Source organism: Paenibacillus sp. MAH-35, assembly GCF_058135425.1.
Genome location: NZ_JBYUPU010000004.1, coordinates 79,466 through 98,190, shown reverse-complemented (window position 1 = coordinate 98,190; position 18,725 = coordinate 79,466). Strand labels below are relative to the sequence as shown.

Annotated in this window: 9 protein-coding genes; 2 read left to right on the top strand and 7 right to left on the bottom strand. The window is 57.3% G+C overall.

The window, feature by feature from the left end:
- The first annotated feature begins 386 nt into the window (after positions 1-386).
- Together AC3Y2E_RS05315 and AC3Y2E_RS05310 are read left to right on the top strand one after the other, a co-directional pair.
- The gene (locus AC3Y2E_RS05315; protein WP_379207911.1) at positions 387-2,144 is read left to right on the top strand and encodes an ABC transporter ATP-binding protein; all 1,758 of its coding nucleotides are present in this window, start codon (positions 387-389) and stop codon (positions 2,142-2,144) included.
- Positions 2,125-3,954 carry an ABC transporter ATP-binding protein gene (locus AC3Y2E_RS05310; RefSeq protein ID WP_379207909.1) on the top strand — a complete coding sequence of 610 codons (1,830 nt, stop codon included), beginning with the start codon at positions 2,125-2,127 and terminating at the stop codon, positions 3,952-3,954. Before AC3Y2E_RS05315 ends, AC3Y2E_RS05310 begins: the two co-directional genes overlap by 20 nt.
- A gap of 349 nt (positions 3,955-4,303) precedes the next feature.
- Here AC3Y2E_RS05310 and AC3Y2E_RS05305 read toward each other — a convergent pair whose 3' ends face one another.
- From AC3Y2E_RS05305 to AC3Y2E_RS05275, 7 genes are all read right to left on the bottom strand, one after another.
- Complete coding sequence (locus AC3Y2E_RS05305) at positions 4,304-9,601, bottom strand: S-layer homology domain-containing protein (protein ID WP_379207906.1); 5,298 nt, start codon at positions 9,599-9,601, stop codon at positions 4,304-4,306.
- Between the two features lie 1,231 nt (positions 9,602-10,832).
- Positions 10,833-12,197 carry an extracellular solute-binding protein gene (locus AC3Y2E_RS05300; RefSeq protein ID WP_379207904.1) on the bottom strand — a complete coding sequence of 455 codons (1,365 nt, stop codon included), beginning with the start codon at positions 12,195-12,197 and terminating at the stop codon, positions 10,833-10,835.
- 322 nt (positions 12,198-12,519) lie between these two features.
- Positions 12,520-13,440, bottom strand: a complete 921-nt coding sequence (locus AC3Y2E_RS05295; RefSeq protein WP_379207901.1) for a DinB family protein — start codon at positions 13,438-13,440, stop codon at positions 12,520-12,522.
- 54 nt (positions 13,441-13,494) lie between these two features.
- On the bottom strand, positions 13,495-14,052 hold the full coding sequence (locus AC3Y2E_RS05290) for a GNAT family N-acetyltransferase (protein WP_379207899.1): 558 nt from the start codon (positions 14,050-14,052) through the stop codon (positions 13,495-13,497).
- A gap of 995 nt (positions 14,053-15,047) precedes the next feature.
- Positions 15,048-16,574 carry an extracellular solute-binding protein gene (locus AC3Y2E_RS05285; protein ID WP_379207897.1) on the bottom strand — a complete coding sequence of 509 codons (1,527 nt, stop codon included), beginning with the start codon at positions 16,572-16,574 and terminating at the stop codon, positions 15,048-15,050.
- 82 nt (positions 16,575-16,656) lie between these two features.
- Complete coding sequence (locus AC3Y2E_RS05280; RefSeq protein WP_379207895.1) at positions 16,657-17,523, bottom strand: carbohydrate ABC transporter permease; 867 nt, start codon at positions 17,521-17,523, stop codon at positions 16,657-16,659.
- Between the two features lie 95 nt (positions 17,524-17,618).
- Positions 17,619-18,596 (bottom strand): ABC transporter permease, encoded by a 978-nt coding sequence (locus tag AC3Y2E_RS05275; protein WP_332074485.1) that lies wholly within the window; start codon positions 18,594-18,596, stop codon positions 17,619-17,621.
- Between the last annotated feature and the right edge of the window lie 129 nt (positions 18,597-18,725).

Sequence of the window (18,725 nt, the reverse complement as noted above, 5' to 3'; positions counted from 1 at the left end):
TCAGACGGACCTCTTCTCCGGAGCGCAAAAAAGACGCATGTATCCCGAATACACACACGTTCCGGGTACAGCGCCTCTAGAGGACTAGTCAGCCGTTGTTGCTTACGACAATATCCAACTTTACTTATTGGTTTAGTCAAATATTATCATGCGATCCCGGGTCCCGTCAATCCCGCGCCAGGGAGCGGATTGTTCGTGAATTCATCCGAGGATGCAGGTAAGGGCCGAATTCGATAGAAATTGTTGGCTGGGTGTCGAATACCGGTTGAATACAGCCGCACAACTCGTAATATCGCGTCTTGCGCCCTTAGAGGCAGATGAAAGTTTATGCATACGCCAGTATAATGAACTTTTGAAACGAAATCCGATACGGGAAGTGGTCCAGGTTGCAATCTCCACGCGTGCTCTATTCCTATTTACGATCGCACTGGTATGTATACGCTTTCGCGATCTTGTCCATCACCGTGGCGAACGTTGTGCAAGCTTTTTACCCGCGCGTCCTCGGACAATTCACTGATACGCTGCAGGCGGGAGGCATTAGCCGCGAGGCGATTGTTGATGCCAGCCTGAAGCTGCTGTTCATCGGGATCGCATTTGGTCTCCTCGCCGGACTCGGGCAGTACATCATTATGCGGCTCGGGAGAAAATTCGAGTTCGTGGCGCGCGGCAAACTGTTCACCAGATTCACCACGTTGAGCGAGCACTACTATTCGAAGCACGGAGTCGGCAAGCTGCTCAGCTACGTCATGAACGACGTCACCTCCGTCAGGGAATCAATCTCGATGGGCGTCAACCAGACGACGAACGCCGTCATCCTGATCGTCTCCGTCCTTGTGATGATGACGCTGAGCTCGATCCCGGTATATCTCATCCTCGTCTGCATGATCCCGCTGCTGTTCATTCCATGGGTCGTCGTCCTGTTCGGCCCCCGGGTTCGCGGCCGGTCGCTCAAGGTGCAGGAATCGCTGGCCAAAATGACGGAAACGGCCGAGGAGCAGTTCGGCGGCATCCGCGTGACCAAAAAGTTCGCCGTCGAGCCGATCATGCGCGCCCGGTTTGGGCGTACGGTCGACACGATCGTCGACAATCAGCTCCGGCTCGTCCGCCTGTCGTCGATGTTCCAGGCGCTGCTTCCGTTTCTAGGCGGTTTGTCGCTGATCATCGCGATCGCCTACGGCGGGTATTTGACGATTCAAGGCTCGATTACGATCGGCAGCTTCGTCTCGCTGACGCTGTACCTGCGGATGATCGTGAACCCGCTCCAGCAGATCGGCAACGTCATCAACACGATGCAGCGTTCGCGCGCTTCGCTGGAAAGGCTGAACAACATGCTCGCCGTGCAGCCGGACATTCAGGAAAGCCCCGATGCGAGAGCGCTGGACGCCGCCTCGCCGGAACTTCGGATTCGCGGCTTGTCGTTCTCGTACCCTGGAGCCGGCCAGGAAGCGCTGCATAACATCAGTCTGACCGTACCGCATGGCAAGACGCTCGGGATCATCGGCAAGACCGGAAGCGGCAAAACGACGCTCGTCAAGCTGCTCCTCCGGGTATACGAGCCTCCGCACGGGACGATTTCGATCGGAGGGCTTGATGTCCGCGGCGCTACGCTGGAAAGCCTGCGCACGTTTATCGCGTACGTCCCTCAGGACGGCTTCCTGTTCAGCACTTCGATCCGCGACAATATCGCCTTCTCCGACCGGAGCTCCGGGATGGAGACGGTCGAGCGGTCGGCGAAGCAGGCGCAAATCTACGACAATATCGCCGATTTCCCCGACGGGTTCGAGACGAAGCTCGGCGAACGGGGCATTACGCTGTCTGGCGGCCAGCGGCAGAGAACGAGCCTCGCCCGCGGCTTCCTGAAGGACGCGCCGATTCTGATCCTCGACGACAGCGTCAGCGCGGTCGATGCCGTGACGGAGACGAATATTATCGACAATCTCCACTCGCAGCGCCGCGGCAAGACGACGATTATCATCGCGCATCGGATCAGCGCAATCAAGCATGCCGACGAAATCGTCGTCCTCGACAAAGGAACGATCGTCCAGCGGGGAACGCACGAGCAATTGATGAAGCAGGACGGTCTGTACGCTTCTTTGTATGCCATCCAGGAGGAGGGAACGCGCTATGCCGAAGGAAAAGGCTGACCCGAGCAAGCTGGCGGAAGAAGCCGCCAGCCCTTATAACGCCAGCAAGGAAGACCGGCGGGCCGCCTTCCGCGCCATGCTGGCCTACGCCAAGCCGTTCCGGCTGCGGTTCGCGCTCATTTTCCTCTGTACGCTGCTGGCCATCGCGGCCGACCTGCTCCAGCCATATCTGGTCAAAATCGCGATCGACGACAACCTGATGGCCGGCAAAAACGACTTCGGCATGCTACTGGTCATCTGCGGCATTTACTTGTTTTTCGTCATTATGGGCCTCGTCTTTACGTATTTGCAAAACAACATGCTGCAATATGTCGGGCAAAACATCGTCGCCCGCATCCGCAAGGAACTGTTCGAGCATATATCGAAGCTGTCGATGTCGTTTTTCGACCGGTTCCCGAACGGAAGCCTCGTCACCCACGTGTCGAGCGATACGGAGACGCTGAACCAGTTTTTCACGCAGGTGTTCTTAAGCCTGATGCGCGACGGCATGACGCTGCTGTTCATCATTGCGCTCATGTTCCATCTCGACCCGGTGCTGGCCGGCTACAGTATGCTTTTGCTGCCGATCATCGCGGGCATCGCCATCGGGTTCCGTTCGTATATGCGCAAAATTTACCAGATCGCGCGCGCGCAGCTGTCGAGGCTGATCGCCTTCACCGCGGAAAATCTCGCCGGCATGAATCTCATTCAGGCGTTTCATCAGCAAAAGGAACAGCAGCAATCGTTTGACGGGCAAAATAAGAAGTACTTTAAAGCCAACGTCCGCGAAGTTCAGACAAACGTGTTCTTCAACCGTTCGTTCGATATTCTCGGCAACATGTCCGTTGCCTTCATCGTCTGGATCGGCGGTATGGCCGTCTTCGAGCGGACGATGGAATTCGGGGTACTGTACGCGTTTATTACGTATATCCGGCAGTTTTTCCAGCCGATCAACTCGATTACGCAGCAGTGGAATACGCTGCAGGCGACGACGGTCTCGATGGACCGGCTGTGGCGGCTGTTCTCGATCAAGCCGGCGGTGCAGGACCCGGAACGTCCGAAGCCGCTTGCGGCGGAGTCGGTTCAAGGGAGAATCGACTACGACAACATCCATTTCGGTTATGTGGAAGGCGTCCCGATCTTGTCCGGCCTCAATCTGCATATCCGCCCCGGCGAGATGATCGGCATCGTAGGCGCAACCGGCGCCGGCAAAAGCTCGCTGATGAGTCTTTTGTGCAGGTTTTACGACGTGCAGCAGGGGAGCGTTAAAATCGACGGGGCGGACGTCCGCGACATCCCGCAGGCTTCCCTTCACCGGATCGTCGGACTTGTGCAGCAGGAGCCGTTTCTGTATTCGGGATCGATCGTGGACAACGTGCGGCTGTTCGATGAACGGATTACCCGCGAGGAGGTGGTGGAAGCCTGCCGGTTCGTAGGAGCCGACCCGCTCATCACCCGCCTCAAGGACGGCTACGACACGATGCTGTCCGAGCGGGGGAGCGGCTTGTCTGCGGGAGAGCGGCAGCTGATCTCGTTTGCGCGCATCGTCGTGTTCAAGCCGAGCCTGCTCATCCTCGACGAGGCGACCGCCAATCTCGATTCCCATACCGAGCAATTGGTTCAGGCGGCGCTTCATATCGTATCCAAGGGCAGAACGACGCTTGTCATCGCACACCGGCTGTCCACGATCATGCAGGCGGACCGGATCATCGTCATGCGGCAAGGGGCGATCGTCGAGGAAGGCACGCACGAGCAGTTGCTGGAGCGTAAAGGCTACTACGAGGAGCTGTACAGCCATTCACAGGGCGTTCCTGCGGCTGCATGCCGCTGACCGCTATCAGTGGGGTTGGCCCTACCGGGCTCCGCGTCGCATGTAAGAAGGGGCAGTCCGTAAGACAGGGAAGGTATTCATTTCAAATGAAGGGCCTCAAACTCCACGGTAATGTGGAGGCTGAGGTCCTTTTTTTCGAGGAATATCGGTTCTAGGCGGGGCCGCCAGCGTCGTAAATAGACGGGGCCGCTGGTCGCATAATTTCGTTTCGAACGGCGGCGAGGAGCTTAAGCAGGTAGTCCAGCCTATATCCAAAAAGAACCTCCGTCTCCACGTTTGCAGTCGTGGTAGCGGAGGTTCTTTGGTTTACGCGCTCATCCGTTCGGCGGGGCCGCAGGGGCAGCTGCCGCTAATCCCGGTAAGACAGCGCCGCTTCGTCCACGTAGACGGTCATGACGGCTCCCGACGTGGAGTACACCATAATGTTGACCTGTGTCGTACCTGCCGGGGCCGTTCCCGTCACGACGACCGGCGCCCATTGATTCATCACGGTCGAGCCCAGATAAGCTACGCCGATCCGGGTGCCGGCGCTGTTCAGAAACTGCAAGTACAGCTGAACGCCGTTGGACGGGCCGGTATTGTATGCCATAAACGAGCCTTGATACGTCTTGCCCGGTATCGCCGGTACGTTTACCGTCTGAATCGCATTCGTCGCGTTATTTTTCTCATCGATAAATTTCAGGCTGCTGCCGCCGCCAAGCTTTCTCTCCTGCGATAGTTCCACATTTCTCAGCGACGTGGACCAGTTGGTCCAGCCCGGTATCGTTCCGTCCGGCAGCTGCGGCTGCTCGAAATCCCCGTTAGCGAGCGTTACCGCATATGGCATCGCCGCCACCAGATACAGATCGTTTTGCACGATCGTGCGGCCGTCCGCTCCGATCAGCGTCCACCGGGTCCGATAGGCGCCCGGCTGATCCGCCTTTATCGTCCACAGCATCGTCTCGTTGTACAAAGCGGCAACGTCAAACCCGTCCGGCCGGATCTCGCCCGAGCCGGCGAACGAATACGTCCGGCCGCCGTCTACCAGCTCAAAGGAAAGGCTTCCGGGGGCGCTGACGGTTTCGATCTTCAGCTTCGCCCCGCTGTACCCGTTCAAGCCGGCGACATCCGTTCGCAGCGTAACCGGCACGGTTCCGTATACGCCATATGTCACATTCGTTACCGCCGAAGCGAATGTATACGTGGAAAGAACCGGCTTAGGCTGCACGGCAATCGTTCGAATTGTCTCCGCTACGGTTGCGCCGGCGGCATCCACTAACCGGATCGTAACCGAGTAGTCGCCCGGCGACGAAAAGGTCATCTTCCAGTTCATGGCGGCATTCACCTGCGCCGGGACGGTCAAGCCCGGCCGTCCGTATTCGCCGCGGTCCGTGAAGGAATGCACCACTCCTCCGGCGTCCTCGAATTCGAAGGCGATGCTGCCGGGGCCTGCCGTTTTCTCCAGCGTATAATAGGCGTTCTCGAGCGGCCCGGCACCCAGCTTGGTTGTCTTGACCTGAACGGGCACTGTGACCGGAATTGCTTCGATGACAGCCGGAACTGTCCCTGTGGACAACTCGTACTCCGAGCGGATTCGCTCCTTCACATGGACCGTTATCGATGCGGAGCGGCTGCCGTCCGCGATTTTCGCCGTGATCACCGCCGTCCCCTCCGCAACCGGAGTAATGACGCCGGAAGCGCTGACCGTCGCCACCGAGGCGTTGCTTGTCGACCAGACGACGTTTTTCAGCGTTGCATAAACCGGGTATACGTCAGCCGTCACCGTCAGCGTGTCGTTCAAGTACACGTCGGCTTCCCGCACAGGAATCGACACGTCGTTCGCCGCTACGGTGCGGTCCTCGATCGTGTACCGCCACAGCACCGATTCGTCCTGCTTTAATTTGAAATAAAAGTTGCCGTCATTATCCTGCGCGAGCAGCGACGCGCCTTTGTGCAGTACCGTCATCTGCTTCGTATCTTTGTCGATCCGGAAGAAATTGTCCCCGGCAATCGTGCCGTATACGTGGCCGTCCTTCACGCTAATTTCCATCTGCGGGTCGAGCCAGGCGCCGGTCGATTCCGGAAACGCCTCGTCGGTATACACCACTTGACCCAGCACCGGATCGTATACAAAAAACGTCCCTTGGGCGAAGCCCCACAAGTTGCCGTCCGGACCGGCGATTAATTCGTTGACGGCCCCTTTGCCGGGAACCGGTACAATCTCCCGTTCCATGGCTCCCGTAGCCGGATCGAACACGAACAGCTTGCCGTCAGCATACGGCCATTCCGTTCCCAAGCCGCCCCGGTATGACGTCCCGCCGTAAATTTTGCCGTTCAAATAAGCGAGCGCCACGACGCTTTGCTCATGCTCGTATACTTGATACGACGGCCCCGGAGCCGCCGCCGGGTCGTAGACGGTTAACGCCCCGCCGCTTACGGCGTAGTCCGGCACGGTACCGATGAAAACTTTGTTCAGCTCCGGCACGCCCAGCATCGCATAAGGGCGATCCTGCTGGTGAGCCGTCTTCAGCTCGAATTTGTTAACAACCGTCAGGCCGCTGCCACTAGATTTCCACGGTTTGGTCGTATCGTATTGGAAGATTTTCGCGCCGGGATATACGCCGAAATACATATATTGGCCCAGCGCCGTCATTCCTTCCACCTGACTGATCGAGTTGCTCGACGATATGCCGGTCGACGGATTGTAGATTCCCATCCCGCCTGGCAGGAAACCCGCGGTATAGATGTTTCCGTCGGTCGATTTGCCCAAAGCGTGCAGCTTGAGCGGGATTTTCGGCAGCTCCAGATTCGTCTGGCGCAGCGTCTTTTGCTGCAGGTTGTATTTGAAAAAGCCGCCGCCCGTATTGCCCACGAACCCGACCAGCGTATGGCCAGGGTAATCCGGATCGTTCAGCTCCGCCATCCCCCAGCCGATCGCATTCGCCTTGAAATCGATCTTGCCCGCCGCCGTTGTCACATCGGTGATCGTATCGGTCGTCAGGTCGTACGCTTTCAATATGCCGCCGAAGGTTAAATAGACCGTTTTCCCGTCCGGTGACAAGCTTGAAGTCCCCCGGGAATGAATCGCTAGATCGCCGAAGTCTTTGACGACCGAGCCGTCCGTAATATCCATTACGATCAGGCCGAAGTTCGAATCCATTTTCAGGAACAGTTTATTGCCGATCAGGTTCATATCGTAAGTGTGCTTATACCTGGAGCGGATCGGCTCGGGCAGCAGCTCGGTTTTGGCCCCTGTCGCCAAATCGTACTTGATCAGCGACGCTTTGTTTCCCCCCACCCCGACATACAGCGCGTGCTCATTCGGATCGTAAGCGATCGACCGGGAATACGGCTGTCCTTCGACCATCGTCCCCAGATCGGTCGTTTGCCGCGTTACGGGGTCGAACTTGAACACTTTGCTGTCCGGATAGGAGCCGTAGTAAATGTTGCCATCCCGGTCCTCCGTCATCTCGTACAGCAGCGAGCCCCCGACGGACGAGAGCGGACTGCCCACGTCTTCGACCACGCCGGCCGACGGGTCGTAGCGGAACAGCTTCGCGCTCGTATACGTGCCGAGGTATACGTCGCCGTTGGAAGCCGCGTATACGCCCCACGCCCCTTCCGCCCCCGGGAGGTCAAACTGCTTGACGACCTTTTCGGTCTCGATGTCGACGACGACGAAGCGCGAATCGGGCTTGCCTGTAATGACCGCATAACCGACCGCCTTGCCGTTCTCGGTGCCGAATGCGCCGCGGTTGATGCCGTCCTGCAGCACCTGCGGGCCGAGATTCATGATCGACGGCGTGACGTTCACCGTCTTCTCGGAGGCCGCGAGCACCTCGCCCTGCATCGTTTCAATGCGGAAGGATAACGAATAATCGCCGACTTTCGTAAACTTGACCGTCCAGTCGATCCGCTCGGACGATCGGGCCGGCAGTGCAAACCCTTGCTCCATAAACACGCCCGTGTTGGCGATATTGACGACCCGGCCGCTGCGGTCGGTCGCCGACCAATAGACGTCCCCTTCGCCCGAACGCTTCTCGACCGCAATCCGCACCGGACCAGCGGCCGTCGCGTCCGATCCCGTTGCCGTTACCGGCACGGTTAGATACGGGCCCGCTCCTAACGGCTCCGGCCAAACGGCTTCGATTGCCGCCTTGGCGGGCGGCTCCTCTCCCGGAGGATCGGTGTCCGGCGATTCGCCGGAGCTGCCGGAACCAATACCGCCGGTTCCTCCCGCTCCCGGTACGGGGCCGCTAACCGGCTTGCCGCCCACTTGCGCTGTCACACCTTCGCCCAGCTTCAGCTCGACCGGCGTCTGCGCAATCGCTACGCCTCCGGCCAGCACGGACGCCTGCCGGATCGTGCCGGTCCCCGTTACTTCCGCAGCCGAACGGACCGTCAACGTTTCGATATGGCCGTTCACCGTCAGCTTCAGCTTGCCAGCCCCGGCCCCCGTCTCGAAAGTATGGATCGTTCCGTCGCGAAGCTCGACGGCAATTCCCGAGGCCTGGACCGTCACCGACTCGAAATCGCCGTCCAGTACGATCCGTGAGCCTTCCGGCATCGTCCCGCCTGCTGTTACTTGCCCGAATCCCGGATGATTCCCGCTCATCTGTTCCTCCAGTACGGCGCCGGAAACGAGCTGCACCGAACGGATCGAAGTCGTTCCCGCAGCCAGAATACGAACGTTGCCGTCCTTTTTATCGACACGCATATTCGCCAGCTCCGAATCCCGGACGACGATGCTGTTCGGGCCGCCTCCGGCGACAATCGTCGTTCCTTTTACGGTCACGTTGACCAGTTCGACGCTGCCGCTGCCGACTCCCGATGTGATGTACAAGTCACCGTCGATCGTTTGGTTCCTTAGCGTTACGCCGTCCGCTGTAACCGTCACATTGCCGGCGTGATGCGCGGAGCCGGAATCCGGGCCTGCCTGACCCGGCTTGCCGTATACGTCGCCGGCGATCCGCCCGAGCAGCGCTACGATCTCCCCGCGCGAGACACCGCCTTGCGGACGCAGCGTACGGTCGGGATACCCGTTCAAATAGGCGCGCCCGATCAACCGGCCGACGGCGGCCTTCGCCCAGTCCTGCACTTCGCGGGAATCGGCATAAGCGTCGAGCGCCGCCTTGGCTTCCCCGGGTTCGCCGGTGTCTCCGGCAGCTCCAGCTTCACCGGCTGCGCCTATGGTCAGTTTGAATGTACGGGCCAGTATGACAGCGGCTTCCTGCCGGGTTACCGGCTGATGCGGACGAACCGTCCCGTCTTCATAGCCGGTTAAGTACCCTTCCCCGGCCGCGACCCGAAACGCCGGGGCGAACCATTCGGCCGCGCCGACATCCGTGAAGCGGGCAGTCCCTTCGGTCGCGTAGCCAAGCGTTTTATTCACCGCGGTTACAAATTCCGCCCGGGTCATCTCGCGGTCCGGCCGAAACGTGCCGTCCGGGTATCCGCTTACAATGCCGTTTTGAACGGCCCATGCTACGGACGTACCGCTCCAGTGATCTTGCATGTCCGAGAAACCGGCATCGGAACGTTCGGACGTATCATTTTGCGCATAGGTAATGAGAGCTCCCGAGAACAATTGCCATAACAATGCAAATACGGTTAAGCCGCTAACAATCGAAAGACGTTGAGCACGTTTCCTGTGAATCCAGTCCGCCATAGCGATTCCTCCGCTTCATTTGGGTATGCGTTGCTTGCTCTTTGGTAGATGGACACCCCCGTGATTTTGATCAGAATTGTGTAAGCGATTACATTATGACTGAATTATTAGTACAAGTTTGGTATTTTCACCTGTAGTTTACTGGTATACATCGAGGCTGTCAATGTCCATAAAAGGAGTAAAATTAAATCTCATCGCGCTTCTCCCTTGGATTTGCGCTTCAATTTGCACGCCGCGAAGCTCCCGGCACGCTGAAAATGCTGATACACCGTCCAGTAAAACGCCGGACGGTCCTGTGACGTGCAAGCCCATGTATCCCGTAGTGCGGGAGGCAACGGGGAGCTTCGCTCCATCTGCTCGTTGAGCCGTTCTAGTGATACCTGCTCAAAATGAAACGCGGCTCGTGAATCTTTTTCTTGCGAGCCGCTTGTGTCCGGCTTCGGTGATCACGCTACCCATGCGTGGGGGCTCCAGCGCAGATAAGAGTCTTTTGCACCCTTTATATTCCGGCATATGGGGATGACCGAGGCAAATAGAGGCGGTTTGTGAGGCAGTCGATTCATTGTGTAGAAGTGTTAGCAGGCCGTTCCAAGTGAAAAGTTACCTTCTTCTGCTCAGACAGGTTGTCCGGAATCCCTTGATTGAATAAGGATTGTAAGGTAGGGGATTCCAGACCAAACTCGCCAGAAGGTAATCTTTTCCCTTTCCACTTGGTTGTCCACAATGAATCGACAGCCTCGTTTGTACCCCTTATTTCAGCCAACTGGCACGGTGTGCACCTTTTTCGCGGATATTAGCGGCCCCAAACCGCTCTTATTTCCCCGTCGAAGCAGGTTTCTGAGAAAATTAAGGATACAAACCACTCTTATTCGGTTCCTTCCCTGCTTTTGTTTGCAGCCGATGAAGTCCCTTGGCAGCCTCCCCCTGGCCAAGCGGGAGGAATCCCCCTTCATGCAGCTCCAATCAGCCAGCGGGTGGACGGTTTCCGCATGAACCGGCTTTGTTTCTCATACCCACTTACTCGCTTGCCTGCTTACCCGCTTACCTGCGTTCCATCTAAACCGGGCAACACTGCCCATACTCGGATGAAGCTCCATCCGTCCCTAAACAACAAAAAAGCGGAATTAAACATTCCGCTCGAAGCTAGATCCAACTACGTATAGCTCAAACGATGCTTCCGCCGAACCTACAAACGCGACCGCAACACGACTCGCCCCCTTCCCGGAAGCGTTCAAAACATCCGGTTCAGAACGTCCCGCGGGCTTTCCAAGCCGGCCCAGAATTTCTTCATCAGCTGTTCCAGCTCTTTCGGCTTGACCCCGGCCGGGAACAACTCGTGAATAAACTGCGCGTCTTCGAAATGTTCCGGATCGATCCCCAGCACGTTGCGTTCGTATGGTGTCCATACCGATCGGTTCACGCTGTCGTAGACGGACAGGAAGCCGGTTTGGCGCGCCATGTTTTTCTGGTAGTCATAGTCGAGCGCAAATTGAATAAACCGGCCGGCCAGCTCCGGATTGGGACTTGATCTCGACAGCATGAAGCCGTTGGCGATCATCAGGCTCCCTATCGGGGCGCCCTCGTTCCTCGGCAGCGGAAGCACCCTCATCGGGAAATGATGCCGTTTGTCCGGCATAGCCAGCGTCGTCGTCAAGATCATCGCCAGCTTTCCTTCCTCGAACAGCTCGTTCAGAAACACCCAGTCGCCGACTCCGGATACAGGCGTAATCCGTTCGGTATACAGCAGCCGCTGAAAAAAGGCAAACGCCTGCTCCAGCTCGTCCGTCCGCAAGCGGCCATCCTCGCCGATCCGTTTCCGGTAACCGTACTTCATCGCCAGCACCGGCCAGCGGATCGACGAGCCGGACAAGCCGAATCCGTACGTCTCACACATCCCGTCCCCGTCGGTATCCCGGGTTAACCGTTTGGCGGCCTCGACGAACTGTTCCAGCGTCCACCCGACGACCGGCATATGGACACCCGCTTCCTCGAAGAGGTGCGGATTGCAGGCGAGAAATACCGGCGAATACGTAACCGGAACGGCATACGGCTCGCCTTGCTTGCTGAAAGCGCCGATCAGCTTCTCCGGAATGTCCGCCCAATCGGTGACAAGCCCTCCGAGCGGAACGAACTCCTTCGCGTCGAATTCGCAGAAATGCCGGTCCCAGGCGAGCACGATATCCGGCTTCATGCCGAGCCCGGTCAGATCGCGCATAATCGTATCCACCAGATAGCCAGTATACAGAAGCTTCACTTCAACGTTCGGGTGCTCCTTGTTAAAAGCCGCGATGAGCATCGGAAGTCCTTCCTCTGCATAAGAGGAACGGTACGGGCTCAACACAACGATCGTATTCGTTTCATCGGGCTTGGCGCCGATCGGCTCCGCCACCCGGTTGCCCCTGCCCCTCATCCGGACAAGATGACCTTCCTCCGTCAGCAGTTCCAGCGCCTGCCGCAGCGAATTGCGGCTGATCGAATATTTGCGGCACAGCTCGGTTTCCGGCAGCAAATATTGGCCAGGCTTCAAATACCCGGACAATATCTCGGTGCGCAAAACGGCCGCCATTTCAACATATCGGAAATCGCTTCTCTTCACGGACCTTCCTCCAGACGCCCAGCGGAAAACAACAATTGGAACCGGTCGAATGCCAGTTCGTGGGTAGTTTCTTGCCAGCCCTATGCCAGCCCTATGCCAGCCCTATGCCAGCCACGGTAATCGCACTTGCACAGCTTAGTCTGTAACTTGTAAGGTACGGTGCTCAGGGCGAAAAACTGAAACGGAGGGTCGGGACGCTGCCAGCCAGGCAAAATTCCAACCTTTCCCGTACTCGTAAGCCGGCTATTGCCCGTACCCGTACGTATGCGGCTAACACCGCTTCGCTTCGGAACCCCCTCGGAGTCACTCACATTCAGGCCGCTTACCGCTCGTGCAATTCGCGTATTTCCAAAATACGGCGTATATGCGTATTGGCATGACCGGCCATCGACTTCATCAGCCGGATCGCCGACTCGTGTCTGCCCCCGCCGACCCGCACACTCCTTTCCATGAACCCGGGAATGTGACGATGGAGCAGCATCACATGCTCTCGCAGCAGACGGAACAGCGCCGTCTCGACAACGATCGGCCTGTCGGCATATCGCATCGCTTGGGCCCACTCGTCCTGGGTGAACCGGTTGCCCGTATAGACACGGTCCGGCTCCGTGCTGCCCGCAATATATTTGAGTTTATGTACGGAAACCAGCTCCAGGTCGACGAGATGCAGCACCTGCTGCCGGATGCTCCACTTGCCCGCCGCCAAAGCCCAGTCCAGGGCGGACTCGTCCAACCCGGCCAAGGCCGCCTCCAGCCGATCCGGCCCTGATGCATACGCAGCGGCAATATCGCCCGGCGACGCCTCCAGCTCCTTCCAGAACGCCACCCGGTACCCTTCCGGCGTCGTCACCGTCAGCGTCCGCCAGCAGAATGGCTCCGATTCGTCCCTCACGGGCGCTCCCGCAGCTTCCGCCCGGCGTTTGACCGCATCAAGCACGCCTGCGGCGCCGTCCGGCACCAGCACGTACACGCGGTCGCCGGGGGCTGGCCGATTCGGGACCGGGCCAGGGTTCACCGCTGCCGTCGCACCGAGCGTTTCGCCTCTATCGCCCTTCGCTCCGTCCGGCCTCTGCAGCAGCGCAAGCTCACCGCCCGGCATCCGCAGCAGCTCGCCCCCGCCCTCTTCCCGGTTCGTCCCCGCTCTCTCCCATCCGAGCACTTCCTCATAAAACCACCCGGCTTCCGCCGGATCGGCGACGTCCAGGACGACCTTCACATTGCCGGACTGTCCGCTATTCCCTCTCACGCAGCTCATTCCTCCCTGGTATCCACTCCCGGCGGCGGGTTGCAGGTTATACGGCTAAACCGGTTTTATCATACGAATGAACGGTTTGCCGCTTACTTGAAGACGGCCGTCTTCGGTGTAGCCGATTTTCCGGTACAGCGCATAAGCCCGCTCGTTATCCTGCTCGACGATTAAGGAAACCCGCGGGTACCCGTCTTTCGCCGCTTTGTCCTCGAAGGCGCGGATGAGCGATTTTCCGATGCCCATCCCTTGAAACGACTCGTCCACGGACAGCGAATCCAAATAATATTCATTCGGCTGCGCTTCCTTAGTAATCGTGTAACCGGTCCTGCCCGACTCGCGGACGATCCGGTCGATCAGCGGCAGGTCCAGGTCTTCGGCCCGGGTGCCGTCGTAGGCGACCAGTATGCCCGCCACCTTTCCGTCCCGTTCCTCTACAATCACATTTTCATAGCTGATCCGGTTGCCCGGCTGCTTATAAAACTCGGTCAATATCTGCATCGCCTCGGCATCGTCCGGCGTTCCCGCGAGCGTATTCGCAATCGTCCCGATCGCGTTGTGCAGCAGCGGCATCACTTGCGCTGCGTCTTCCACTGTAGCTTGTCTGATCATGGTGCCATCCTCCTTTGATCCTAGCACCATTGTACCTCAACCGCAGACGAGTCTCCACTTGCCGCCGCTTGGCTTGCAGGAGATTGTATGGAAGCCCGGGACGGTAGCTGGGCACCACACGCTGGGAACTTGGCCGTGCGGATAGAACGAGCTAGGGGAAAAGTTGGTATATGGCGCGGGCTTGGTGTGGACTTGGAGTAGCTTTGGAGTAGCTTTGGAGCAAGTATTGGAAGAGCTTGAGGAAATAGAAGCTATTTGCACATCTTATTTTTGTTTTTGCAATTTCCTCTTCGCCAGACAGATTAAGAGCTTCTACTAGCTCTTATTTTCTCGGAAATCGCCCGTTTCAAGCAAAGTCGGCGATATAAGAGTCACTAACGAGACTGTCGATTCATTGTGTAGAAGTGATAGCAGGCCGTTCCAAGTGAAAAGTTACCTTCTTCTGCTCAGACAGGTTGTCCGGAATCCCTTGATTGAATAAGGATTGTAAGGTAGGGGATTCCAGACAAAACTCGCCAGAAGGTAATCTTTTCCCTTTCCACTTGGTTGTCCACATTGAATCGACAGCCTCACTAACATCCCCTATTTACTCCAGATCCGCCATTTCGATACATATAAGAGCCCCAATCATCTCTTATTGATGGGGCGGCCCCCCCTACTGCACAGGTAACTCTACTGCAACATCTACTCCAGCACAGGTAACTCTACAACTCCAGCGGCTCTGGAGGCCAATCGCCCTCCACTTAAGCGAATCTACTGCACAGGCAACTCCACAGCTCAAGCGGCTCTGGTAACCAATCGAACCTTCGGCTCAAGCGGCTTCGCACCGCAGGCGCTTGGCTGCAATAGCCGCCGTTACAGCGGCCCTCACACACCGTACGCAGTACGTAGCACGTAGCATGCAGCACGCGGCACAAGGCCAATAACCCGCCCCTTACAGGGACGGGCTTGGCCGTGCTTCACTTGCCTTTTACGCGCTTGCGCCTACTCCCGGCTCACTTCGCCTTCAACACCCGGTCGTATGCATCCTTATACACCTTGATCATCTGATCGAGTCCGAGCTTTTTCGCCTCGCCGATGTAGGCGTCCCATTGGTCCATCCCTTTGTCCCCGAGAATAAACTTCGTGATGTTCTCCTCCCGGTGCTTCAGCACCGATTGGCCGATCGTTGTCAGCACGTCGTTCTCCTTCTCAGAGAACGGCGGCTTCGGCTGCAGCTTCGAATCGTACTTGCCGATGGCCGCGTAAGCGTCGGTCGTTTCTTTGGAAGTCAACGTGAGCAAGGCGCTATAGTCTATCCACGTGTACGTCCCGTAGTTGAGCAGCCCCGGCTTCTCGCGCAGATCGGACATCGTCTTGAACGCGTCGAGATATTTTTTCTTGCCGTTTGCCTCCTCGTACGTTACGCCCTGGATCCCCCAGCTGGACAGCTCGCGTCCCGCCTCCGAGTAGAAGAAATCCATATACTTCATCGCTTCCTTGATCTTCTTCGAGGTGGAGGCGACCGTCATGCCCGAATCAACCGTATTGATGTTGATATTGTGCCGATTTGCCCCGGCAAAGCCCGCAGGTGGCGGCATGAACAGCATCGAGAACTGCGGATTGTCTTTACGCAGCGGCACATTGTAATAGTCCATCACCATATAGTCCAGGAAGACGAACGACTTGTTGTTGGCGATAAAATCGTCGAACTGCTTGCCTTTGACGGTCAGCCAGTCAGGCGGCATCAGCCCTTCCTTGTACAGCCGGTTCAGGAATACGACGAGCTTCTTGTAGTTGTCCTCGACTGGGCCGTACCTCCACTCCTTCTTGTCGAAATCGTAATAGATGTCGTTGTACGTATTAAACTGCGGAGCCATCCGGGAAATCGTGCCGAACGCTCCCCGCGTCACGAACGGATAGCTGTCCGGGTAAAGCTGCTTCAGCTTTTTCAGCGTCTCGTACAACTCGTCGTAGCTGTTCGGAAGCGCCAGATTATGCTTTTTGAAAATATCGTCGCGGTACATCCAGCTGATCCGCTCGCCCTGCCCGAAGCCTTCGTTCGGGAACATGAACATTTTCCCTTCCGAGGACGTATACCGCTCCTTCAGCTCCGGGTACTTCGCCAACCAGCTTTTGAAATTCGGCATGCTGTCGACGTAATCCATAATGTTCGCCAAAGCTCCCTGCTGCCCGTACTTGTTAGCGGTTACAAAACTGCTCATAAACATCAGGTCTGGCATATTGCCCGTCGCGATCGTCAAGTTGACCGCCTCGTTGTAGTTGTCGCCCGGAGGCACCGTGCCGGTAATCTCGACGTTCGTCTTCTCTTCGATCGCCTTCCAGATCGGCTTGTCTTTGGCATACGTCCAGTTCGACTGGGCCCCGACCAGCATCGTCAGCGACGTCTTCACCGCCGGCTTGCTCGTGCCGCCGCCTTCGCCCGCAGCCTCTCCAGTCTGCGCGCCTCCCGCGCCGCCTCCATCTCCCCCACATGCGGCCAGTAGCCCTGCGAGCATCGTCGTCACCGTAAAAGCTGCCATCCCCTTTTTCATCCTAAGCGGCGCCGCCGCCGTCCGCCAACTTCCGGGCGATCAGCGCCTATCCTCCCCTCGGTTACCTCGATTATCCTTTCAGAGAACCAACCGTGACCCCTTTGACGAAATATTTTTGCAGAAACGGGTACGTAAGCAGAATCGGCAGCGTACCGACCAGAATTGTCGCGTATTTCAGCGATTCCTCGACAATCTGCTGGTCTTTCCCCAGCGTAAACGATCCGTCCAGATTCGTCTGCCCGGCAAGTACGATATTGCGCAAAATGACTTGCAGCGGCACCAGATCCGGATTGCGCAAATAGATCAGCGCCGTGTAGAAGTTGTTCCAGATGCCGACCGCATAAAACAGGCCGATCGTGGCGAGCACCGCCTTGGACAGCGGAAGCGCAATGCGGACGAACAAGCCGACGTCGTTCAGCCCGTCGATTTTGCCCGCTTCCTCCAGCTCCTGTGGCAGACCGGCGAAAAAGGTACGCATCATGATCAGATACCACGCGCTGACCGCGCCCGGAACGATCATCGCCCAGAACGTATCGACCAGACCAACCGCCTTCACGACGAGAAACGTCGGAATCATCCCGCCGCCGAAAAACATCGTGACGACGATCAGCACCGTGATCGGTCCGTGAAACAGCATCTTCTTTTTGGATAACGCATAAGCCGCCATCGAGGTCAGTGAAAGCGATACGGTCGTTCCGACAACGGTATACAGCACAGTGTTGAGGTAGCCGTTCCATATGCGCGGGTCGGTCAGGACGATCCGGTACATGTCTGTATTGAACCCTTTCGGCCATAGATAGACGCTTCCTTTCATGACCGATACTTGATCGCTGAACGAGACGGCGATCATATACACGAACGGATATACGGTGACGATCATCACGAGCAGCATCAGCAGCACGTTGACGGCGTCAAATACGGTTAACTTTCTTCTCATGCCGCCTGATCTCCTTTTTTTGGCCTGGGGTGGATCGCATCGTTGGATCGGATGTTGGGTTCATACTCACATCTTAACGGATCGAACCAACGCTCCTACCAAAGGCTGTTCTCTCCTAATTTGCGGCTTGCGTAGTTGGCGCTCACCAGAAAGACGAGATTGACCACGCCGGTAAATACGTCGATCGCCGCCGCGTAGCTGTAGTTGCCCTGCACGAGCCCGACCCGGTACACGTACGTGCTGATAATATCCGCCGTCTCGTACGTGGCCGGATTGTACAGCAGAAACACTTTCTCGAACCCGACCCCGAGAATATGCCCGATTTCCAGAATAAGCAGGATCGCTACCGTCTGCATCATGCCGGGCAGTGAGATATGCGCCATTTTCGCGAAACGTCCGGCTCCGTCCATCTCCGCCGCTTCGTACAGATGCGGATCGATCGACGTCAGCGCCGCCAAATAGATAATCGACGCCCAGCCGACGCCTTGCCAGATGCCGGAAGCCGTGAATATCGTCCGGAACCAGTCGGGGGACATCAGCCAATTGACCGGCTCGAACCCGATCAGCTCGATCAGCCGGTTGACAAGCCCTCCGGACGGCGACAGAAAGACGACGATCATACTCGCGACAATGACGTTGGAGATAAAATGCGGCAAATAGCTGACCGATTGGACAAATCGTTTGAATACCGCGTTTTTCAGCTCGTTCAGCAGCAGCGCCAGCAGAATCGGCGCCGGGAAACCGAAAACGATCCGGTACAGCCCAAGCAAAAACGTATTGCGAAGCAGCTTGAAAAAGTCCGGATTGCTGAAAAACATTTCGTAATAGTGAAAGCCGACCCACTCGCTTTGCCAAATCCCTTTAAATAAGTTGTACTTCTGGAACGAAATCGCGATGCCGAACATGGGAACATAATGAAAAATGATAAAGTAAACGATACACGGCAGCACGAGCAGCAGCAGAAACCGGCTTTCCCTAAACCGTCTGCGCAATGTCACGCGACTGGCCGGAGCAGCCGATGCCGATGCCGGCGTACCGTGCGGCAAATTGCCCGTCATCCGGTTCGCGTTCACGCCCCTTCCTCCTTTGCGTATGGATTGCTCCTTGCCTAGCGGTTGTACTCGTTGCTACAATGAGCTTATCTCGACGATACAGCGTCGCAGCCTTATTGCCTATCCGCAATGCGTCATTATGTAAGCGCT